Origin of the sequence: uncultured Bradyrhizobium sp., assembly GCF_936928535.1 — a bacterium.
In the GTDB taxonomy this organism is placed as follows: Bacteria; Pseudomonadota; Alphaproteobacteria; order Rhizobiales; family Xanthobacteraceae; genus Bradyrhizobium.
This window is the reverse complement of record NZ_CAKZHY010000017.1, coordinates 15737-36451: the sequence shown is the minus strand read 5'-3', so window position 1 is coordinate 36451 and position 20715 is coordinate 15737. Positions and strand designations below refer to the sequence as shown.

The following is a 20715-nucleotide window of genomic DNA, read 5'->3' as shown; positions in this document are numbered from 1 at the left end:
AATGGCATCATCGGGCTTTGCGCCTGACCTCACTGGACATGCTGTCACTCTCCGCCGAACCACATCGCTGCTTCCCGCGACTAACCCAGGCCTCAACGACGAGGCCTAAGTTCGGATGGGAGACGGCCTGTGGTGTTTGCCTTGCCTTCGCGTGCCTATGATTTGCAGATGCAGGACCGCCCCAATGATCGCGCCCGCGATCATGGTTGGGTGTTTGGCCTGCCGCCGGGCATCAGCAGCGAAGAATGGCCGATCGATCCCGTCACCGGCTATCCGCTGATGCACGGCTTCACGCTTCTGCTGCCGGAGGATTATCGCGTGCATGGCGAAGACATCGTCGCGGTGTCGTTCTTTGCGACCGCACCCGATCACAATGACGGCGGCGCGCCTGATGATCCTGAGATCCGCGAGGTGGTGGCGGCGCGCGCCTCGCATCCGCGCCTGTCGCGCATGACCGACATCCTCGATTACGAATATGCCGCGATCTTGCTGACCAAAGCCGAATATGACGGCGCCTTCGCAACGCCGCCGGCGCCGCTTGCGCTTGCGACTGCGGAGCGGCCGCGCTGGCTCGATGTCGGCGGCGCCAGCGCGTTCCATGAATCCGCAGCCCCTTACGCCAGGAAGCTGCTGCCGAGCAGGCCGCGCACCGATCTCTCTGAAAATCGCGCCATCGTGCTGACGGCCCGCACCAGCGATCCCAACGCCGGCAAGGGCCCGCGGGATACGCATGTGAAGCAGGGGCCGCCGACCGGCTATCAGCCCTATTACTACTATGTCGATGGTGTCGTCAGCCGCGCAAATTTCCGCCTGCACGATTGGGGCAAGGACCACGCGCAGAACCATCTCGGTGGCACGATGCGGCCCTGCCAGGCCGTGCCCGAGATGAGCCCGTTCTATATCGAGTTCGAGGAATATTTCGGCGGCTACAATTTTGGCGGCGGCAACGCGCAGCTCGACTTCGGGGAAATGAAGTTCGACTGGGCGTGCGGGTGATCACGTCCCCCGCTTCGGCCCCATCGCCTCAAACGCGGCCTTCTGCTCGTCGCTCAGGTCCGCCTCGAAATCGTCGAGCGCGTCGGCAACGCCCCTGACTGCTTGCTGCATCGTCTGCAGCCGCGTCTTCACGGCGGCGAGGCGGGCCTGCGGTGTCGCTTCCGGCTTCATCGGGCAGGAGCTCAGCGTCCGCATGGTGCGCAGCGTGGTGTCCTGGAGCACGTCGAGGCGGGCGCGTCCGGTGTCGTCGAGCTTCAGCGTGCCCGCAATGTCGTCGGCGGGCCATTGCTGCTGCACGAATTGCTCATACTGGCGCTGGGCCTGCACGTCATAGCGGGGATCGGTGTTGGGATCACAGACCGAGGTCGCCTGGGCCGCCTGCGCGTCCTTGTGCTGGGCCGCGGCAAGCGCCGCGCGGCGTTCGCTCGCGAGCGACTGGAGCCTTGCTTTCTGGCCGTCATCGAGAAGGTCGGTGAATTTGGCGAGCGGCGCCGCCAGCGCGTCACTGGCCTTGATCATCGCATCGAGGCGCGCCTGCATCACGCCGAGGCGTTCGGCCGCGGTTGCGGGTGCCTGCGCCGGGCACGAGGCACGGATGCTGTCGCGCGCTGCGGTCCAGGCGGCGCTGAGATCATCGAGGGCGGTGCGCTGCATCTCGTTCGGCTGCACGGCGCTCGCGATGCGGTCGACCGGCAGGCCGCCGGTGTCGCTGCTGTCGCAGACGGCTTCGACCGTCGGGACGCGGCGCGCAGGGCGGCCGTGCGGCGTGGTGTAGGCGGCAAGCTCCGGCGCCGCGTAAGGCGCGAAGATCGCGGCATAGATATCGCCATAGCCATAGAGCGAGAGGCTGGTCGTATCGCCAAAGATGATTGCGGTGGTGAGATCGTCATGCGCGAATGGCCAGAACACCGGACCGATCCAGCCATAGCTTCCATCGGGATGACGCCACCAACCCTGCGGACGGCGGCCGCCGTGCCAGCCCGACAGCGCAGCTTGCGCAGTGAGCGCAGCACGCAGGACATAGGGATTGGCAAGCTGGCTGCGCTCGGCACCGCGCGGATCCTGCGGGCGCATGGCGGCAGAGCGATAGCGGCTGCCGCGCACCGCCATGCGGGCATGGCGCAGCCGCGACAAGCCGATGACATGGCCGACGGCGAAACGGGCAACGCCAAGCGGACCGCCGCGCAATCCGAACTGGGCATGGGCCGTATCAGGCAGCAGCACTGTCAGAAGCGCCAGCACTGCGCCGGCGAGCGCCAGTCCCAAGCGCGATCTCGACAAGACCACTGACCTGACCACCGCGTTGACCTCCCGCCAAACACGCATCGCGTCGTAGGGAGAAGACGCGCCGCGGAACCAAATGTTCCGCGACGAGACGGTCGAAGCGTGGTTCTTACCTCGCCCCGCTTGCGGGGAGAGGTCGGAACGCATCGGCAGATGCGTTCCGGGTGAGGGGGTACAGGTCTATCGATCAACCGACGCTCGCGGAGAGAGCCCCTCACCATAGCCGATGCTTCGCATCGGCGTTCTTTTTTGAGAACGGCGGCCGAAGGCCGCCTACGCCTCTCCCCGTAAGAACGGGGCGAGGGAGACGATCGACCGCCGCGCCCTACTGCGCCTTTTGCGGCACCACGACGGTCTGGCCGGGATAGATCAGATTCGGATTGCGGATCTTTTCGCGGTTGGCATTGAAGATCACCGCGTAGCGGGCGCCGTCGCCATAGGCGAGACGGCTCAGCGCCCAGAGGCTGTCGCCGCGTGAGACCACGCGGCTGCCGCCTGCTTCCGCCGGGCTCGCGCCGAGCACGTCCGCCGGCGAGGCGGCTGCGACGGTCGCAGTTGCCGCCGGCACCCTCGCCATCGACTTCGGCTTCGGCGTTCCCATCATGCGCGGTCGAACCGCTGACCGCTCCGGTGTCGAGGCGAGACGCGGCGCCGGAAGGGAGGCGACAACATCCGACTTGTCGTCAGGTTTTGTTGCTTGCGGCTTTGCCTCGGGCTTCGCGACAGCCGCGACACGCGCCGGCGGCGGCGGTGCGGCTTCAGCGACCGTCACCGGCATGGTGCGGCTGGATTGCGTGACGGTGCCGTCGGGCGCCCTGGCACGCAGTGCCAGCTCATAGCTGCCGGCGGGAAGTTTTGGCGGGGTCATCACGAACTGGCCCGACGCATCGGCCACCACGCTGTCGAGCGGCTGGCCGTCGCGGAGCAGCTCGACCTTGGCGCCCGGCGCAGCCTGGCCGGCGATCACGGCGGCCTCGCCGTGATCGTCGACGCGGGCGACGTCGAAACGGGGACCACTGTCAGCAACTGAAGGCTGCGGCTTGGCCGGCGCGACATCCGCCAGCGCCGCGACCTGCTTCTGGGTCTCGGCGAGCGCGCCTGGCTTGGGTGCATCCTTGGACCCATCCTTGGACGCATCTTTGGGCGCATCGGCCGTTGCAGGCGAGGCGGACGGCGCGGGTGCAACCGCGGCGAGCTTCTGTTCGTCAGCTTTCGGCTGCGGCTTGGCCTCGGTCTTCGGCTCGACTTTGGGGCCGATCTTCGGTTCGTTCTTCGGTTCGTTCTTGGCCTCGGCCTTCACCTCCGCCTTCGCTTCGGGCTTGGCGACCGCGGCCATTTCGGTCTTCGTCTGGCCCGGCAGCATGTGGCGCAGCTCGGTCGGGCCGATCACCAAGACGGTGCCGACCACAACAAGCAGACAGAACGCGATGAAGGCCTTGGAAGCGGTAATCATCAGTCCTCAAACCTTGATCGAAAATCTCTGGGTCGCAAATCAGCCGAGCCCAAAGTGCGCCGTTTTGCTGGCCGCAGCAAGACGGTCGAAGGGATGAACCGGGCCGGCCCTATCGGCGTCAAACCAGCGAGGCCGCTTCGCGGCCATTTCCGACTGATATATTTTAGGGAATTTCCCCATGATCGCATATTGCCGCGCCGCGCCATGGCTGGCGCTTGCCCTGACGCTCGCAGCAAGCCCGGCGCTTGCCGCCTCCGGCCCACCGCCGGGCTTCGTCCTCACCGACGATACCGATCTCGCCTTCACCTCGCCTGATGGCACCACCAAGCTCGAGCAGTATATGAAGGATGCCGGCGATTGGGACGTCAAATGGCAGGTCTGGGCGCGCAAGGGCGACCAGATGACGGAGCTGAAGCCCGAGCAGGGTTACGGCGCCGGCTTCCGCTTCACCAACGATTCGCAATGGCTGGTGCGGATGCAGAAGACCGGCTCGGGCGAGCAGGATCTGTTTCTCTACCATGTCGAGAACGGCGCCTTCGTAAGCGCCACCAGGAAATCCCTCAGCGATCTCGCCTGGGCCTATTTCTACGGCCGCCCCGAGACCAAGCACTTTGCCAAGCTCGACTTCCACATCTCGGCCAATCTCCTGAAGGGGACGGAAGAGGCCTATCGCTGGCTCGGCGTGGACTGGCCCGACAACCGCTACCTCGTCATCGGGCTCGGCGGCGAATACGACAAGCATCCGAAAAACACCGTCATGAAGGGACTGGGGAGCTGGATGTGTCGGTATGATCTCAAGACCGGGAAGTTCGACGTGCCTGATGTCTTCGCGAAGAAGAATGCCGAAGCCCTGAAATGGGAAGTGAAGCGGGAGTGATGGTAGCCCTGGAGCGTCATCACCATAGCCGCGGCGCCAACTCCCTGATTTTGTTCCGATTCATAGTTCCCTAACCCTCAATGGTAACGGGGTCTTGTCGTTTTTGGCGCATCATCCATCCCAGGGGAGAGTTGGATGGGCGCATCAATCCGATGGACCGCGCGACTGCGCGTGCTGCTTCGCCAATGGCGGGGCGCGCCGCTGACGTGGTTGATTATCGGCGGCTTCGTGCTGATGGCGGCGACGGCCATCGGCACCGCCCTCACGGTTGACCGCTTCCGCCAGAACGCCATCGCGAGCGGCCGTGAAAGCCTGGAAAGCTCCGTCCGTCTGCTGGCCCGCCATTTCGACCGCGAGTTCGCCGATTTCGCGGTGCTCCAGAAGAGCATCATCGCCGAACTCGAAAGCCATGGCATCGAGTCCCCCGAGGTATTCCGCAGCGAGATGGCGACGCTCGCCATGCACGAGGTGCTGCGCACCAAGGCGAGCGGCTGGTCCGACATTGCCGGCGCCAACGTGTTCGATTCCGAAGGGCGGCTGATCAATTCGTCGAAGCGCTGGCCCGTCGCCGATATTTCCGTGTCCGATCGCGGCTATTTCATCAGGCTCAAGAACGACCCGGCCCTGCAGGAAGAGATCGAGGTCGTGCCCGGCCGGTTCGGCAAGGGTCCGGCGATCGTGTTCGGCCGGCGCGTGTCCGGACCGCATGGCGAGTTCCTTGGCGTGGTGTCACGGGCGATCACGCCGGAGCAACTCGAATCCTTCTTCGCCTCGGCCGGCCTCGGCGAGGAATCCTCGATCGCGATGCATCACCAGAATGGCCAGCTGCTCGCGCGCTTTCCGCATGTCGACGGCATGATCGGACAGAACTACCGCACCGGCTCGCCCGCGCAGCGGTCCGTGTTCGAACGTGCCTTCGTGACGACGCAGCTCGCGAGCCCCGTGGACGGCAAGGACCGCATCGTCGCCTCGCGCATGCTGACCGGCGAGCCCTTGGTCGTGGTCGCCACCAAATCCTTGGACGCGACGCTGGCAACCTGGCGCACGCAGACCAAGTTCTTCGTCACCGTGGCCGTGGTCTCGATCGGCCTGCTCGTGCTCACGCTGTTCCTGATCTTCCGCCAGGTCACCAACCGCGTCTCGCTCGAGAAGCAGCGGCTCGACACCGCCATGAACACGATGACGCAGGGCCTCTTGATGTTCGACCAGGACGAGCGGCTCATCGTCTGCAACCGCCGCTACATCGACATGTACGGGCTCTCGACCGCAGTGGTGAAACCCGGCGTCGATTTCCGCGACGTGATCCAGCATCGCGCCGAAACCGGTTCGTTCGAAGGCGACGTCGACGCCTATTGCGACAAGATCCTGAGCCAGGTCGGACAGACGCAGAGCAGCATCGTCGAGACCTCCGATGGCCGCCTGATCGAAATCAAGAACCAGCCGGGCGCTGCCGGCGGCTGGCTCGCGACCCACAACGACGTCACCGAGCGCATCCGCGCCGACGAGCGCATCGCACATATGGCGCATTACGATGCGCTGACCGACCTGCCCAACCGCGTGCTGATGCGCGGCCATCTGGAACGCCGCGTCGCGGAGCTCAGCCACGGCAAGCCATTTGCAATCCTCTATATCGATGTCGACGAGTTCAAGGGCGTCAACGATTCGCTCGGACATGAGGTCGGCGACGAATTGCTGCGCCAGGTCGCAAACCGCCTGCGCGCCTGCGTTAGCGGCAACGACCTGGTGGCGCGGCTCGGCGGCGACGAGTTCGCGATCGTCAAGGCCGCCACATCAGACCAGGCCGAGCTGTCTGCACTGGCCGAACAGATCCTGAAGTCGCTGCGCGCACCGGTCGATTGCAAGGGGCAGGAGATCACGACCGATGCCAGCATCGGCATCGCGATCGCGCCCGACCATGGCGAGGCCATCGACGACCTGCTCAAGCGCGCCGATCTCGCAATGTATGCGGCGAAGTCGGAAGGGCGCGGCACGTTCCGCATCTTCGTGCCCGAATACGACGCCAAGGCGCGGCAGCGCCGCCAGCTCGAGCTCGATTTGCGCCAGGCGCTGGCTCGCCGCGAATTCGAGGTGCACTACCAGCCGCTGGTCGATCTCTCCGCCAATGTCGTGACCGGCTGCGAAGCGCTGCTGCGCTGGCGCCATCCGGAGCGCGGCATGGTCTCGCCCGCGGATTTCATTCCAGTCGCCGAGGACACCGGCCTGATCGGCGAGATCGGCGAATGGGTCTTGAGGCAGGCCTGCACCGAAGCCGCCTCATGGCCCGGCGACATCCACATCGCGGTCAACGTCTCCCCGGTGCAATTCCGCTCCAAGACACTGGCGCTGAAAGTTGCCTCCGCGCTCGCCGAGTCGGGCCTGGCGCCGGGACGGCTCGAGCTCGAGATCACCGAGACCGTCCTCATTCGCGACGACGAGGAGGCGTTGACCATCCTGCAGCAGCTGCGCGAGCTCGGCGTGCGCATCGCGCTCGACGATTTCGGCACCGGCTATTCGTCGCTGAGCTATCTGCACCGCTTCCCCTTCGACAAGATCAAGATCGACCGCAGCTTCATCAGCGACATCGGCCAGTCCGAGGATTCCTCGCCGATCGTGCAGGCCGTGGTGCACATGGCCGCCGCCCGCCACATGGCGACGACCGCCGAAGGGGTCGAGACCGAGGCGCAGCGCGAGGTGCTGCGGCAGCTCGGATGCAGCCAGATGCAGGGCTGGCTGTTCAGCCCGGCCATACCGGCGGCGAAGCTGAAGCAATTGCTGTCGAAACAGGCGGTCGCGGCCTGAGGCCGACCGCTCACCTGCCATTGCGGCGATGACTGCATCGCCTTTCCGAAAAATTGGATCAAACCTCGCATCTCGCAGTTATCGCGCTGCCGAGACGGCCGGGAACTTTCGGCCGGCGGGCACCAGTCAACGTTGCATCACGCGCATCGCAGGCGACTGCCGCCTGCGATCGGTTGCGCGTGACCACATCGAGCGAGGCGACATGGCGATCGTGACCTCCAGGATGATCCCACTCATAGCGACCGCTGCATTGATCGGCTTTGCCGCACAGGCGCGCGACGACGGCCGCTATGCGAACTCACCCCTCAAGGGCTGGTTCGAAAGCCTGCACAGCAAGGGAGGCGGCCCCTGCTGTGCGGACGCCGACGGCACGGCGCTCGACGACGTCGATTGGGAATCGCATGACGGGCACTATCGCGTCAGGATCCAGGGCGATTGGATCGACGTGCCCAATGACACCGTCATCACCGAGCCGAACCGCGTCGGCCGCACCATCGTCTGGCCCTATTATGTCAACGGCCGCGCCAACATCCGCTGCTTCATGCCCGGCAGCATGACGTGAGATTGATCGGAGCAACGGGGCCTCGGCCGAATACTGCCGGGCTGCCGGGCCGCATCTTGTATTCGCGCGGCGCTGCCATATCTCATCGTCATGATGAAGCTCACACGCGTTCAGGACCAGGCCATTCAGGCGCTGATGGCAGGCATTGTCGGCGCCGAGGCGTTCGATCACGTCTTTGCCGGCATCCGCTTCGACGAGATCGAGGGCACGATGCTCTACGCCTTCGCCAGGAACGAGGATGTCGCCTCCGACATCGAGGACAGCTACTCGCCGCTCATCGCCGCCGTCGCATCGCGCGTGCTGAACAAGCAGGTGGATGTCGTCGTCGTGATGCCCAAGGTCCTGCAATAACGTCCTGACGCAACTCGCCGGCTGCATGGGCCGGCGCGTGACCTCCGCCTCAAACCACGCTACCCTCTTGTCACAAGAACAAGGGGAAACGGCAATCGTGTACGACTACATCATCGTGGGCGGCGGCTCGGCAGGGTCCGTGCTGGCCCACCGGCTCTCCGCCAGGAGCGCCAACAAGGTCCTGCTGTGCGAAGCCGGACAGGACACCCCACCAGGCAACGAGCCGGCCGAAATCAAGGACAGCTATCCGGGCACCGCCTATTTCGATCCGCGGTTTCACTGGACCGAGCTCAAGGTCACGACCCAGGTCGTCAGCCACAACAATCCGAACGAAGCCCGTCCGCCCTTGCGCAAATACGAGCAGGCGCGCGTGCTGGGCGGCGGCTCGTCGATCAACGGCCAGATGGCCAATCGCGGCGCACCGACCGATTATGACGAGTGGCAGACGCGCGGCGCCGAGGGCTGGAGTTGGAATGACGTGCTGCCCTTCTTCAAGAAGGTCGAGCGCGATCTCGATTTCGACGGGCCGTATCACGGCAAGGACGGTCGCATTCCCGTGCGGAGAATTCCCAGGGAGCACTGGACCAAGCACTCGCAGGCGTTCGCCGATGCTTTCCAGGAGGCCGGCCATCAATATCTGCCGGACCAGAACGGCGAGTTCGTCGACGGCTATTTCGCGGTGACGCATTCCAACCAGGCCGAGCAGCGCGTCTCGGCCGCGATGGGCTATCTCGATCGCGACACCCGCAAGCGCGACAACCTCACGATCTCCACCAACACGCAGGTCAGGGAGCTGATCTTCGAAGGCACGCAATGCGTCGGCGTGAAGGCCGTGATCGATGGACGCGAGCAGGAATTCCGCGGACGCGAGATCATTCTCTCCTCGGGCGCGATCCATTCGCCCGCGCATCTCCTGCGCGCCGGCATCGGGCCGGTCGGCCATCTCAAGGACATGGGCATTCCGGTGCTGATGGGGCTCGCAGGCGTCGGCCAACGCCTGATGGATCATCCCTCGATTTCGCTGTCGTCCTTCGTCCGTCGCGGGGCGCGCATGAACGAGCACACGCGGCGGCACATGCAGCTCGGGCTGCGCTACTCGTCCGGGCTTGAAGGCGTTCCGAAGGGCGACATGTTCGTCGTCGTGCTCTCAAAATCGGCCTGGCACGCGGTCGGCGCGCAGATCGGCTCGCTCCTCACCTTCGTCAACAAGACCTATTCCGAGACCGGGCAGGTCAAGCTCGCCTCGCGCGATCCCACGGCTGAACCGATCGTCGAGTTCAATCTGTTGTCCGACCGTCGCGACCTCGACCGCCTGATGAGCGGCTTCCGCAAGATGGCGGCGATCCAGATGAGCGACATCGTGAAGAAGGTGACGGACAAGCCGTTCCCGGCCGCCTATACCGACAAGGTCCGCAAGATCGGCGTGGTCAATACCCCGAACAAGATCCTGACCAGGATCGCCGCGACCATGATGGACGGTCCCGCGGCACTGCGCCACTATCTGATCGACAATTTCGTGGTCGAGGGCTTCACCTTCGATGACGTGATCAACAACGACGAGGCACTCGAAGCCTTCGTGCGCAAGGCTACCATCGGCGTGTGGCACGCCTCCTGCTCATGTCGCATGGGCCGGGCCGACGATCCGATGGCCGTCGTCGACACGCAAGGCCGGGTCAAGGGCATTCAGGGCTTGCGCGTCGTCGACGCCTCGATCTTCCCGGTGGTGCCGTGCGCCAACACCAATTTTCCGGTGCTGATGTCGGCAGAGAAGATCGCCGCCGCGATGATGCAGTGATGCGAACTACTGGACCTCGGCGACCTTCGGGCCGGATGACGACATCTGTGCCTCGTTTGCCGCGGGCCGGTTCGACGACGATGCCGGGTCGGACGGTCGGCGGGTAGCGCTTGCCGGAAGCACGATCACCTTCGCTCCGACTTTCACCCGCTCATAGAGGTCGGTGACGTCGTCATTGGTCAGGCGGATGCAGCCGGACGAGACCCGCTTGCCGATCGTATCGGGCTTGTTGGTGCCGTGGATCCTGAATTCGGTCTCGCCGAGATACATCGCCCGCGCGCCGAGCGGGTTGGTGGGACCGCCTGCCATGAACCGCGGCAGATAAGGCTGACGCACGAGCATCTCTGGAGGCGGCCGCCAATCCGGCCATTCCGTCTTGCGGGCCACGGTCTGTTCGCCGGACCATGTGAAACCTTCGCGGCCGACACCGATGCCGTAGCGCAGGGCCTGCGTGTCGTTCAGAACCAGATAGAGGAATGTGTTCTTGGTATCGACGATCACGGTGCCCGGCGTCTGATGGCTGGTGTAGTCGACCACCTGCCGAACCAATGCGCCGGGGCCTTCAGCGGCTTTAGGCGGTTCGACCACAGGCGCCGGAGCCGGAATCGGAATCGGAACTGGAGCTGGAGCCGGAGTTGACGCTGATGCTGATGCGTGAACTGGCGTCGCCACATAGACGGGCGTTGACGATGCGAGGGCTTGGTGCGCGGGCGGCTTCCGGGTCGGCTGAAGGCTCTCCTGGTGCGACAGCAAGCCGTACCCCAACGCGGCGACGGCTACCGCGCCGATTGCAACTCGCCCGGCCATGGGGAGTGCGAGGGTCTCGGCCTTTCCACGTTTGGCCCGCTTAGCCATGTCTCTCCCCGGATCACGCGACCAGCGAGAGGTACCCAGCAAAATTTAAGAAACTTCAAAGCGATTTCCGGCCAGACCGGAACCGTTAACGGTGGTTAACGCCGAACTCTCGTCCGGCAACTGGGCCGCCCGGAGATCGCCGACAAAGCGGTCGACGTCGCGCTTCAGATCCTGAAGGGGCTGGCGACCTCAGGCCATGCCGTTCATTTCACCCGCCTTGCGGCCTGGACCTCGACGAACTCGGCGTCGGGATGGGTGACAATGGTGGCGAACATGATGCCACTGACGATGAGCGACCAGGCGGTGTCCCAATAAATCCAAAACACTTTACAGCCTCCGTTTGGCAGCCTTCGTTTTGGCGTCCTTCCACCTGCGAGCCCGGGCTAACGGCGGGAGGAGACTGCCGTTCCCCGGCGATCCCGTGACGGGGCCGGCGGCCTGCGCAAGAGAAAGAACAAGAGCAGGCGAAGCTTAGCGCTTTCGTATGTTGGTCGGCGAGACCTTGTGGCCGGTTTGATCGGCTTGACCGGTGTGGCGCTTTGCCACGACGTCTTCATCGTGTCCGCCTTCACGCGGACGCGACGGCGACTTGGGCTGGCCGGCCTGGCCGCCGTGCTTACCGCCCATGTCGGGCTTTCCTTCGAGGTCGTTTTCGCGGGGCATGCCGGGTCAATGCACACAGAAGGCAATGGTTCGGAATTTGGCACGAGCGCTGTTCTGATGTGAACGAGTTCATAGGGTCGCCGCTTTTTGCGGTGCACGATGGCCAGTGTGCACCGATCTCGGGATCGACGGATTTGGCCTGATGCGGAAGCAACTCGTCGCCTGGACCATCCTGACCTCCGCCATCGTGGCGGTCGCCGTGTGGAGCGTGCTCGGGCCGCCCGACCATGTGACCGGCCCGCGTCTACCCTCGCGCGACCTGACGGCGTCGGTGCGTTAGCGGCGGTCTGCGAGAACGATACGATTTCGGCATCGATCAATCCCATCTGGATTTTGGTGCGACGAAACCCGAGCCGCTATCCTCCGCCGAAAAACGACATTGCCACATCGGCAGGAGGACGCCCTTGAACAAACCCACACGTATCGCACACCGCGCTGCGATCGCCACCACGCTCTTCACTGCTCTAGCCCTCGTCCTGGGAGCTCGCACCGGCATGGCCGACACCTTCGCCTATATCGGCAATGCCGACAGCAACGACATCAGCGTGTTCAAGCTCGGTGACAACGGCGAGATGACACCGGTGCAGACCGCCGGCTTCACCGGCGTCGAAAAGCCCGGCGCCTCGACGCCGCTCGCGATCACGCCTGATCATCGCGTGCTGATCGCCGGTGTCCGCTCGCAGCCGTTCCAGGCGGTGAGCTTTGCGATCGACCAGAAGACGGGCCAGCTCAGCCATATCGGCAACGGACCGCTCGCCGACAGCATGGCCAACATCGCCACCGACCGCGACGGCAAGGTGCTGTTCAGCGCTTCCTATGGCGGCAACAAGGTTGCGCTGAATCCGCTTGGGGCAAATGGGGTCGTCGGCGAGGCCAAGCAGGTGATCCCGACCGGGCTGAACGCACACGCGTTCCTGCCTTCGCCGGATAATCGCTTCGTGTTCGCGACCAATCTCGGTTCGGACCAGGTGCTGCGCTTTGCATTCGATGCCGCTGCGGGCACGCTGACACCGGGCGATGCGCCAGCGGTCAAGACGCCCGAGAAGTCAGGGCCGCGCCACTTCGTGTTCAGCCCGGGCGGCAAGTTCGTCTATCTCGTCCATGAGCTGAACGGCGACGTCGCAGCCTACAGCTATGAGGCCAAAAGTGGCGCATGGAGCGAGATCCAGCGCACGACGGCGCTGCCGGAGGGCTTTTCGGGAAAACCTTGGGCGGCCGACATCCACATCACCCCGGACGGCCGTTTCCTCTACGCCTCCGAGCGCACCACCAACACGCTCACCGCCTACAAGGTCGACGCATCATCAGGCAAGCTGACCACGATCGGCAGCGTACCGACCGAGAAGCAGCCGCGCGGCTTCAACATCGATCCGACCGGCCGCTACATCGCCGCCGTCGGCGAGCTCTCCGGCGGCATGGCGGTCTATGCCATCGACCAGAGCAGCGGCGCGCTCAGCAAGCTGAAATCCTACCCCACCGGGAAGAAGCCGAACTGGGTGGAGTTCTTAACCCTGCCCTGAGCGGGATCGGGCGGACGACCTAAGTAAACATCCGGAATTTCGCAATGTCCGCGCTGGCGTCATATCAGCGCCAATGGACCGTCATATTGTCTTCAAGTGCCCCCAGACCGGCATGAATGTGCAGCATCGGCTCGGCGATGAGCCGGACGACCGAACGCACCTGCCGGTGACCTGTCCGGCCTGTATGCGTCTGCATTTCATCGACCGATCCACCGGCAAGCTGCTGGGCGACCGCCGAACCTGAGCGGTCGCTACGGACGCAGTGCGACCTCGGCAGTGACGTCTTCGACGTGGTGCAGCAGGTAGACCAGATGGCCCACAGCGTCGTGGATCGGCGAGTTGATGGGCTGCCAATGGCGCTCGACGAAAGTGCCGTCGGGATCCCGGATGTCGTAGCGCTGCACCTTCATGGCGTGGGCGCGTCCGGTTTCGCCGACGATCCTCAGGCTGCTGTAGAGATTGCTGACACCATCGGCGAGCGGATCGTCGGGATTGTCAGGGAATATCTCGAACAGAGACCGGCCGACGACGTCGAACCGGCTGATGAAGGTCGCCGCTGCATAGGCAGCGTTGATGTCGACAATCGACAGGCCCGGTCCGGGGTCCAGCAGCATATAGGGATGCGGTGAGCTGTCGAACTCCGGCTGGAATTGCTGCCGGATCGTCGCGGTGTCGGTCTGGTGGCGCCGGCGCTGTTCGAAGGGCGTCGTATCGGCACCTGATGCAGCCGAGTTCAGCAGCGCCAACTCACGCTTCGCCGATGCCAGCAGACCACGCACGGTCTGCTGAACCGTTGCGTCAGCCGTCTCGCTGAGCAGCCGCTCGAAGTGAACGATGTTCTGCTCGCAAACGAACCGTTGCATCCCACCTCAACCATGAGCTGTGCGACCGCCACGCCACGCTGTTCCAGACTGTAGCTCCATACAGCCGGTCCAGCAGATGAGAAGACCGTGATCGCCGCACCCACGGCCTCAGCGACACCGCCGCCCCGCCGGTGGGCGGCGAACCGCATTTCCATTTCCGCGACTAATCCAGGCGTTGCCGCGGCAGCCGGCGGCCCGGCATCTTGCCTTGGGGCAACGCTATCCTAGTCCGCAACTCTACCATCTGCTATCGATTGGAGACATAGCCCCCGTGGAATTTCCAATGCACCCATTGCCCCGCGCCGTCGTCCGAAGCCTGTGTCCCGCAGCCGTCGCCGGAGTGCTCGTTTTCGCCTCATATCCGGCTGGAGCCGCCGACGACGATGCCCCCAAGGGACCGGCGGTCACGGTGCTGAAGGCGGCTAAATCCTGCTTCTCCGACATCGTCGAGGCCACCGGCTCGATCATCGCGCGCGAGGAAACGTCCGTGCGGCCCGAGCGTCCCGGGCTGAAGGTGACGGACGTGCTGGCCGAGGCCGGCGACACCACGACGGCCGGCCAGGTGCTGGCGCGGCTGGCGCTGCCCGAAGGCGGCACGCTTCAGGTCACCGCGCCCGTGGCGGGCGTCATCGCCACCTCGACGGCACAGATCGGCAACCTCGCCTCGGCCAAGGGGGAGGCGCTGTTCACGATCGTGGCGCGCAGCGAATACGACCTCGTCGGCCTGGTCGCGACCAACGACGTGCGAAAGCTGGCGGTCGGCCAGCCTGTGACCGTGCGCATTGCCGGTGCCGGCGATCTCGACGGCAAGGTGCGCCGCATCGGTCCGACCGTCGAGCCGAACATCCAGCAGGGCATGGTCTATGTCGGCATCTCTTCACAGAAGCGGCTGCTGATCAACGCGAGCGGCCGCGCGCTGATCAAGACCGGGCAGAGCTGCAACGTCGCAGTGCCGCTGACAGCGGTGCAATATACCTCCGCGGGCACCGTGGTGCAGGTGATCCGCCGTAACCGCGTCGAGACCAAGCGCGTCGAGATCGGGCTGATGTCGGGCGGCAATATCGAGGTCCGCGACGGCCTCAACGAAGGCGATATCGTCGTCGCCCGCGCCGGCGCGCTCTTGCGCGAGGGCGATCCGGTGCGCCCGGTAATGGCTGCTGAAGCGGCGAAGTAGGCCTCGCCGCCGTCATTGCGAGGAGCTCTTGCGACGGAGCAATCCAGAGAGCGACGGCGGAAGCGTGCCCACGTCTTCTATCGAACGCTTGGAAAGATCGTGGGCACGGCGCGTTGCGCCTTTGCCCATCCTACGAGACTATTCGTGTTGAGAGAAAAGCGGTGGATTACGCCGGCGGACTGCGCTTCGCGCAGCCGCGGGCTAATCCACCTTGCAAAACCTACAAATCAACTAGCCGCCGGCCTGATCGAAATGCACGTCCTCGAGCAGCGAGGACGACACCGTCGGGACCTGATCGCCTTCGGAGGCGCGGGCGATGGCGACGCGGGTCTTGTTGAAAACGCTTTCCGCGGTGCCCTGCGCATTGAGGTTGTTGAGCAGCTCGGTGACCAGCGTCGAGTGCTCGCCCTTGCCGTCGTCGACGACCTTGCCGGGCGAAGCGGACGACAGGATCAGCGCATTGTCGGGCGTGCCGATCGGCGCGAGGCCGTGCGAGTAAGAGCGGAAGCGGCGCTCGTAAGGATTGCGGCGCGAGGCATCGACGACGACGAGCTTGGCCTTGGCGCCCTTCTCCTTCATCATCTCGAGCACGCCTTCGATCGAGACGCCCTGGCGACGGACGTCGCTTTCCTTCCAGATCACGGCATCGACGGGCAGCATGTAGCTTTCGCGGCCGGCCTGCACACCATAGCCGCCGAAGAACAGCAGGACGGTGGTGTCGCGCTTGATACGCGACTTCAGGCGGTTGACGGCGCGGACCATGTCGTCCTTGCTCGCGTCCTCCACCATGTCGACGTCAAAACCGTTCTTGCGCAAGCTGGAGGAGAGCGCGCGCGCGTCGTTGATCGACTGCGTCAGCGGCGCGCTGGCGTCGGGATAATGACCATTGCCGATGACGAGCGCGAGACGCGAGGTCTGGCCGACCGTATCAGTGATCTGGTCGGTCGAAACCGCCTTGGCGGCGTCGAGCGAACGCATGTTGAGGGCAGCATGGGCGCCGATCGCCAGCGACACCGTGCCGATGAGGGCCGCGGCGAGCGCAATCGAACGTCTGGAAATGTCGAGCTGCCTTACATTCATCTCGGTTCATTCCTGTCAGTGCCAAAGACCTGCCAAGCGCGCGCACACTGTTTGAGTAGCGCGATGGCGTCTTTAGGTTTGCGGGATCGGCCGGGGGAGTGCCCCCGAATTGCGCGCAATTTGCGGCGCCGCAGCAAACAAACCTTTAACCTGAGATCGCCGGCCCGGCAATAGATCGCCCGAAATTAGATATAAGCCACTGAATATATTTGCTAATTCGTCGCGTGAGATTCCTCTTTTTCAGGTACCTCCGTAGCCTTCCGGAGGTCGGTCATGCAGCCCTCGTGCCGAGTTTTTATGTGACGTCAGTCACATTTGAATTTCCTGCGAATCCGGGTAGCTTTTTCAACGACTTGCGGGGGCGGGTCATCGACCTGCCTCCGGATAAGTCCCCCGCGACCAGGTATTTCATGAGCTTTCATTATTTCGCAGGTGCCGCGTGCCGGGCGCTGACGGCCCGCAAGGACGGCCCCTCGCTTTACGACGTCTGCGATCCTGTATTGTCCATTCCGGTCGGCGGCGATCCGCATCTGGCCAAGTTTTACAAGACCGCGCTCGGCAATCCCGCATTGCGGATGCTGCTGCGGCGGGCCGGCTTGCCCGAGCTGCGCGACGAAGGGAAACTGGCCCGTCTGCGCGAGGCTCTGGTCCGCGCCCGCGACGATGCCGAGCCCGACTGGACCGCGGTCGGCGCGCCCGTGGCCGAACTCGTCGACACCATCGCGCTCGACCATCCAAAGCCGCCGCCGACCGCATTCGTCGGCGCGATGCCGGCGCCGGCGCAGATCGACGCCGTGATCCGCGATTGCGCACAGCATCTGCTCGGCTCTTACGGCAAGCATGGCTTCCTGCCGACCTATGCCGCCTTTAACCTGATCGGCGATCCTGATTTCCGCGGGCGCGAGCTGACCATGGCGCTGACGGGATTGAATGCGCGGGGCTACAAGAACTCCTCGCTGCTGTTCAACCTCGCCCGCGTCTTCATTGCGCGCTCGCCCGCGCGCGCCGTCGTCAATCCGCCCTGGCGCGGGATTGCCGAGCCGATGTGGGAGCCGGTGCAGATCCGCCACCGCTCGGCCTATTACGATGCCTTCTTCATCGAGGCGTTGCTGAGCTACATCGAGACCGGGCTCGCTTCGCCTGATGACAAGATCGCGGCCGAGCGCGCCATCGCCGACATGGTCGATTTCTGCGTCAATATCAGCCGCGAGGAAGTGCAAGGCGCAGACGGCGCACGCTTCAATGTCATCACGGCGCTCGCGCCGGCGCCGCATCCGCGCTTCTCGCGCTATTTCGCCCAGATCAAGCAGGACCTCGGCTTCGGCGTCTATGTACCGGACTGTGACACCACGGCGTGCTCGATCTCTGCTGCGACGCAGGCCGGCTGCCTTGATGCGATCATCGACCAGCCGCTGCTGGATTTCTACGCGGGCTACCAGGTGCAGGCCGGCGTCAACGAGCCGCGCGTGACGGTGCCGCTCAACGACAACATCGACTACGAAGGCGGAGTCGCGACCTGGATCGATAACCTCAGGGGCGAGCGTCCCTACGGCAACGATCTCGACCCGACACTCAATCTCGACATTCTCGAGGTGAGCTTTCGCAACCTTGCGCGCTGGAAGATCCTGGAGACGCCGGCGCGGCTTGCGACCGTGCATCGCATCATCGGCTTCCAGAAGCGCCTCGCTGCGAGCGGCGCTTTCGCCAATCCGCGCTCGCACATCTACTATCTGCCGGAGCTCTACAGCGCCTATTTCGGCCGCTGCTATGCGGCCTTCCTGGCGTTGCCGCTGGCAGCGCAGGCAGCGATCGATCCCGACGGCGATTTCGATTTCATCCGCCACCGCGTGCTCTCCTACGTCAAGGGCGAGCTGATGGCCGCGGAGATGAACGTGTTCGACGCCGCGCTGGCGCTGATCGCGCTCGGTCATCTCGGTGCAGACCCGCGCGCCTTCGCGCCGGCGCTGAACGTGATCACTCGCGCCGTCGGCGAAGGCGGCCGCCGCGGTCCGTTCCGCGCCTATGAATGGAACAAGATGAAGACCCCGACGCGGATCCTGGTCGGCGGCCCGGAAGTGACGTCGGCGTTCGTGCTGATGGGACTGGCGGTGGCGCGCAGGCGAATTGTGAATGGCGAATAGCCAATGGTGCAGTGCGCGCTATTCGCCACTCCCTGCTCGCCACTCGCCCGCCAATGACGGGAAGTTGAAAGCCTCTTTGTTCGGCATATGCTGGCCTGATAGCCCAAAGCCGACCACAATTGCGCGGCTTATCAATGTGTTCCCAGATAACGCGGACCGGCATGTTACGAAAATTCCTGATTGCGCTGTCTTTGCTCAGCTTGCCCTCGCTGGCGCTGGCCGCCGATATCACCGGCACCGCAAAGGTCCGCGACGGCGATTCCGTTCTGATCGGCACGACGCGGATCCGGCTCGGCGGCATCGACGCGCCCTCGCTCGATCAGCTCTGCCTCAACACCAAGAGCGAACGCTGGACCTGCGGCGTCGCCGCGCGCGACGAACTCGCCAAACACGCGGAGGGCAAGAATTGGGTCTGCCATGCCCGCTCGATCGACCGACGTGGCCGCACCGTGGCGCGCTGCGAGGTCGGCGGCGAGGACATCCAGAAATGGCTGGTGCGCAGCGGCTGGGCGCTGGCCTATACCCGCCTCTCCAAGGACTACGTGCCCGACGAGGCTGCCGCGCGTGAGGCCAAAGCCGGGATGTGGCAAGGCGCCTTCATCGCGCCCTGGGACTGGCGCGTGCGCAACAAGAAGACCGCGATCCTGGGCGCCACCAAGCCGCCCGAGGGCGCCCATGCGGTGCTGCTCGCCTCGGCCTCCGGCCCGGTCGCGCCGTCGCCGGACTGCACCATCAAGGGCAACGTCAACTCGTCAGGCGAGTGCATCTACCACCAGCCAACCAGCCGCTGGTACGCCCAGATCAAGATGAAGATCAGCAAGGGCACCCGCTGGTTCTGCTCGGTCGAGGAGGCCGAGGCCGCCGGCTGCCGCGAGACCAAGCGATGAGAGCCCCAGACCTGCGTTTTGCGCGCTTTTCTCGGGCCGCCTGGCCGCGTAGAACAACCAGCCAGTGACCCACCAGACAGTCTTCACGACACAAGGAAGATAGCAATGACCGTTCGCGCGGGCCGGGAATTTCTGGCCATCCCCGGACCCACCACGATGCCCGACGCGGTGCTCCAGGCGATGCATCGTCCGGCGATCGACATCTACTCCAAGGAGATGCTGGAGCTGACTGAAAGCCTTCTCCAAGACATCTCCAGTCTGTTCGCAACCAAAGGCAAGTCCTACATCTACATCGCCAACGGCCATGGCGCCTGGGAAGCCGCTTTGAGCAACGTGCTGTCGCGCGGCGACAAGGTGCTGGTGCTGGAGAGCGGACGCTTCGCGATCGGCTGGGGCAATGCGGCAGCCCTGATGGGCGCCGAAGTCGAGGTGCTCAAGGGCGACTGGCGCCGCGCGGTGCGGCCGCATGAGGTCGAGGAGCGGCTGCGCCGCGACACCGAACACAAGATCAAGGCCGTCGTCGTCGTCCAGATCGATACGGCCTCCGGCGTGCAGAACGACATCGAGGCGATCGGCAAGGCGATCAAGGCGGCCGGCCATCCGGCGCTGTACATGGTCGACACCGTGGCCTCGCTCGGCTGCATGCCGTTCGAGATGGACAAATGGGGCGTCGACGTCGCGATGTCCGGCTCGCAGAAGGGCCTGATGACGCCGCCCGGCCTCGGCTTCGTCGCGGCCGGCGCACGCGCGCAGGAGGTGCACAAGAAGGCCAACATGTCGACGCCCTATTGGAGCTGGAGCGAGCGCGAGGGCACCGAGAACTACCGCAAATATGCCGGCACCGCGCCGGTGCATCTGCTGTTCGCGCTGCGCAAGGCGATCGACATGATCCACGAGGAAGGGCTGGAGAACGCCTTCCGCCGCCACAGCCTGCTCGGCGAGGCCACGCGCCGCGCAGTCGGCGCATGGACCGAGGGCCAGGTGCTCGGCTTCAACGTCGCCGAACCGCATGAGCGCTCCAACACCGTGACCACGGTGACCATGACCACCGGCCACGATCCCGCGGTGCTGCAGCGCTATTGCAAGGAGAAATGCGGCGTCGTGCTCGGCACCGGCATCGGCGATCTCTCCGGCCAGGCCTTCCGCATCGCCCATATGGGCCATGTCAACGCGCCGATGCTGCTCGGCACCCTGGGGGTCATCGAGGTCGGCCTCAACGCGCTGAAGATCCCGCACGGCAAGGGCGGGCTCGAAGCCGCGGTGTCGTATCTCGGCGAGCAGGTGGCGGTGTAAGAGCTGGCGCAGCTACAATCACCGATGTCGTCCCGGCGAACGCCGGGACCCATACTGCGTGGTCTATCGACAAACCCGAGATCGCAGTACCGCGCGTAGATATTTTCACTGCGAGTCTTCGC

At 64.7% G+C, this 20715-nt stretch carries 20 protein-coding genes; 13 read left to right on the top strand and 7 right to left on the bottom strand.

Annotated features, from left to right (window positions below):
• Positions 1–129: 129 nt before the first annotated feature.
• On the top strand, positions 130–996 hold the full coding sequence (locus Q0687_RS01580; protein ID WP_298871306.1) for a hypothetical protein: 867 nt from the start codon (positions 130–132) through the stop codon (positions 994–996).
• Here the strand turns inward: Q0687_RS01580 and Q0687_RS01575 are convergent, their stop codons facing one another.
• Positions 997–2322: a Spy/CpxP family protein refolding chaperone gene (locus Q0687_RS01575; protein ID WP_298871305.1), complete on the bottom strand. Its 1326-nt coding sequence runs from the start codon at positions 2320–2322 to the stop codon at positions 997–999.
• A 283-nt stretch (positions 2323–2605) separates the two neighbouring features.
• Positions 2606–3733, bottom strand: coding sequence for a LysM peptidoglycan-binding domain-containing protein (locus tag Q0687_RS01570; protein WP_298871304.1), 1128 nt, complete (start codon positions 3731–3733; stop codon positions 2606–2608).
• Positions 3734–3911: 178 nt separating this feature from the next.
• Here Q0687_RS01570 and Q0687_RS01565 point away from each other — a divergent pair, with 178 nt between their 5' ends.
• From Q0687_RS01565 to Q0687_RS01545, 5 genes are all read left to right on the top strand, one after another.
• The gene (locus Q0687_RS01565) at positions 3912–4610 is read left to right on the top strand and encodes a hypothetical protein (RefSeq protein ID WP_298871301.1); all 699 of its coding nucleotides are present in this window, start codon (positions 3912–3914) and stop codon (positions 4608–4610) included.
• A gap of 135 nt (positions 4611–4745) precedes the next feature.
• Positions 4746–7409, top strand: a complete 2664-nt coding sequence (locus Q0687_RS01560; protein WP_298871300.1) for an EAL domain-containing protein — start codon at positions 4746–4748, stop codon at positions 7407–7409.
• 202 nt (positions 7410–7611) lie between these two features.
• Entirely contained in the window at positions 7612–7971 is a 360-nt protein-coding gene (locus tag Q0687_RS01555; RefSeq protein WP_298871297.1) for a hypothetical protein, read from the top strand.
• 90 nt (positions 7972–8061) lie between these two features.
• Positions 8062–8322 (top strand): hypothetical protein, encoded by a 261-nt coding sequence (locus Q0687_RS01550; protein WP_298871294.1) that lies wholly within the window; start codon positions 8062–8064, stop codon positions 8320–8322.
• A 97-nt stretch (positions 8323–8419) separates the two neighbouring features.
• Complete coding sequence (locus Q0687_RS01545) at positions 8420–10117, top strand: GMC oxidoreductase (protein WP_298871291.1); 1698 nt, start codon at positions 8420–8422, stop codon at positions 10115–10117.
• A 6-nt stretch (positions 10118–10123) separates the two neighbouring features.
• Here the strand turns inward: Q0687_RS01545 and Q0687_RS01540 are convergent, their stop codons facing one another.
• From Q0687_RS01540 to Q0687_RS01530, 3 genes are all read right to left on the bottom strand, one after another.
• Positions 10124–10972: a L,D-transpeptidase gene (locus tag Q0687_RS01540; protein WP_298871289.1), complete on the bottom strand. Its 849-nt coding sequence runs from the start codon at positions 10970–10972 to the stop codon at positions 10124–10126.
• Between the two features lie 203 nt (positions 10973–11175).
• Positions 11176–11298: a hypothetical protein gene (locus Q0687_RS01535; RefSeq protein ID WP_298871286.1), complete on the bottom strand. Its 123-nt coding sequence runs from the start codon at positions 11296–11298 to the stop codon at positions 11176–11178.
• A gap of 145 nt (positions 11299–11443) precedes the next feature.
• Positions 11444–11635: a hypothetical protein gene (locus tag Q0687_RS01530; protein ID WP_298871283.1), complete on the bottom strand. Its 192-nt coding sequence runs from the start codon at positions 11633–11635 to the stop codon at positions 11444–11446.
• A gap of 142 nt (positions 11636–11777) precedes the next feature.
• On the opposite strand from Q0687_RS01530, the gene Q0687_RS01525 reads away from it, so the two are divergent.
• The 3 genes from Q0687_RS01525 (at position 11778) to Q0687_RS01515 (ending at position 13399) form a co-directional block, all read left to right on the top strand.
• Entirely contained in the window at positions 11778–11915 is a 138-nt protein-coding gene (locus Q0687_RS01525; protein ID WP_298871281.1) for a hypothetical protein, read from the top strand.
• 160 nt (positions 11916–12075) lie between these two features.
• Positions 12076–13155 carry a beta-propeller fold lactonase family protein gene (locus Q0687_RS01520; RefSeq protein WP_298871337.1) on the top strand — a complete coding sequence of 360 codons (1080 nt, stop codon included), beginning with the start codon at positions 12076–12078 and terminating at the stop codon, positions 13153–13155.
• Between the two features lie 73 nt (positions 13156–13228).
• Positions 13229–13399 carry a hypothetical protein gene (locus tag Q0687_RS01515; RefSeq protein WP_298871278.1) on the top strand — a complete coding sequence of 57 codons (171 nt, stop codon included), beginning with the start codon at positions 13229–13231 and terminating at the stop codon, positions 13397–13399.
• A 7-nt stretch (positions 13400–13406) separates the two neighbouring features.
• Here the strand turns inward: Q0687_RS01515 and Q0687_RS01510 are convergent, their stop codons facing one another.
• Positions 13407–14018 carry a PAS domain-containing protein gene (locus Q0687_RS01510; protein ID WP_298871275.1) on the bottom strand — a complete coding sequence of 204 codons (612 nt, stop codon included), beginning with the start codon at positions 14016–14018 and terminating at the stop codon, positions 13407–13409.
• Between the two features lie 283 nt (positions 14019–14301).
• On the opposite strand from Q0687_RS01510, the gene Q0687_RS01505 reads away from it, so the two are divergent.
• Positions 14302–15192: an HlyD family efflux transporter periplasmic adaptor subunit gene (locus Q0687_RS01505; RefSeq protein ID WP_298871273.1), complete on the top strand. Its 891-nt coding sequence runs from the start codon at positions 14302–14304 to the stop codon at positions 15190–15192.
• Positions 15193–15423: 231 nt separating this feature from the next.
• On the opposite strand, the gene Q0687_RS01500 is transcribed toward Q0687_RS01505, so the two are convergent.
• Complete coding sequence (locus tag Q0687_RS01500) at positions 15424–16272, bottom strand: caspase family protein (RefSeq protein ID WP_298871271.1); 849 nt, start codon at positions 16270–16272, stop codon at positions 15424–15426.
• Between the two features lie 410 nt (positions 16273–16682).
• Here Q0687_RS01500 and Q0687_RS01495 point away from each other — a divergent pair, with 410 nt between their 5' ends.
• The 3 genes from Q0687_RS01495 (at position 16683) to Q0687_RS01485 (ending at position 20593) form a co-directional block, all read left to right on the top strand.
• On the top strand, positions 16683–18413 hold the full coding sequence (locus Q0687_RS01495; RefSeq protein ID WP_298871268.1) for a hypothetical protein: 1731 nt from the start codon (positions 16683–16685) through the stop codon (positions 18411–18413).
• A gap of 161 nt (positions 18414–18574) precedes the next feature.
• Complete coding sequence (locus Q0687_RS01490; RefSeq protein WP_298871266.1) at positions 18575–19300, top strand: thermonuclease family protein; 726 nt, start codon at positions 18575–18577, stop codon at positions 19298–19300.
• Between the two features lie 105 nt (positions 19301–19405).
• Entirely contained in the window at positions 19406–20593 is a 1188-nt protein-coding gene (locus tag Q0687_RS01485; protein WP_298871263.1) for an aminotransferase class V-fold PLP-dependent enzyme, read from the top strand.
• The last annotated feature ends 122 nt before the right edge of the window (positions 20594–20715 follow it).

Excerpts from the sequence above, each read along its gene's own strand:
- Q0687_RS01575 (WP_298871305.1), bottom strand. The coding sequence starts at position 2,322 with ATGCGTGTTTGGCGGGAGGTCAACGCGGTGGTCAGGTCAGTGGTCTTG.
- Q0687_RS01570 (WP_298871304.1), bottom strand. The coding sequence starts at position 3,733 with ATGATTACCGCTTCCAAGGCCTTCATCGCGTTCTGTCTGCTTGTTGTG.
- Q0687_RS01565 (WP_298871301.1), top strand. The coding sequence starts at position 3,912 with ATGATCGCATATTGCCGCGCCGCGCCATGGCTGGCGCTTGCCCTGACG.
- Q0687_RS01560 (WP_298871300.1), top strand. The coding sequence starts at position 4,746 with ATGGGCGCATCAATCCGATGGACCGCGCGACTGCGCGTGCTGCTTCGC.
- Q0687_RS01555 (WP_298871297.1), top strand. The coding sequence starts at position 7,612 with ATGGCGATCGTGACCTCCAGGATGATCCCACTCATAGCGACCGCTGCA.
- Q0687_RS01550 (WP_298871294.1), top strand. The coding sequence starts at position 8,062 with ATGATGAAGCTCACACGCGTTCAGGACCAGGCCATTCAGGCGCTGATG.
- Q0687_RS01540 (WP_298871289.1), bottom strand. The coding sequence starts at position 10,972 with ATGGCTAAGCGGGCCAAACGTGGAAAGGCCGAGACCCTCGCACTCCCC.
- Q0687_RS01530 (WP_298871283.1), bottom strand. The coding sequence starts at position 11,635 with ATGCCCCGCGAAAACGACCTCGAAGGAAAGCCCGACATGGGCGGTAAG.
- Q0687_RS01525 (WP_298871281.1), top strand. The coding sequence starts at position 11,778 with ATGCGGAAGCAACTCGTCGCCTGGACCATCCTGACCTCCGCCATCGTG.
- Q0687_RS01515 (WP_298871278.1), top strand. The coding sequence starts at position 13,229 with ATGGACCGTCATATTGTCTTCAAGTGCCCCCAGACCGGCATGAATGTG.
- Q0687_RS01510 (WP_298871275.1), bottom strand. The coding sequence starts at position 14,018 with ATGCAACGGTTCGTTTGCGAGCAGAACATCGTTCACTTCGAGCGGCTG.
- Q0687_RS01505 (WP_298871273.1), top strand. The coding sequence starts at position 14,302 with ATGCACCCATTGCCCCGCGCCGTCGTCCGAAGCCTGTGTCCCGCAGCC.
- Q0687_RS01500 (WP_298871271.1), bottom strand. The coding sequence starts at position 16,272 with ATGAATGTAAGGCAGCTCGACATTTCCAGACGTTCGATTGCGCTCGCC.
- Q0687_RS01495 (WP_298871268.1), top strand. The coding sequence starts at position 16,683 with ATGAGCTTTCATTATTTCGCAGGTGCCGCGTGCCGGGCGCTGACGGCC.
- Q0687_RS01490 (WP_298871266.1), top strand. The coding sequence starts at position 18,575 with ATGTTACGAAAATTCCTGATTGCGCTGTCTTTGCTCAGCTTGCCCTCG.
- Q0687_RS01485 (WP_298871263.1), top strand. The coding sequence starts at position 19,406 with ATGACCGTTCGCGCGGGCCGGGAATTTCTGGCCATCCCCGGACCCACC.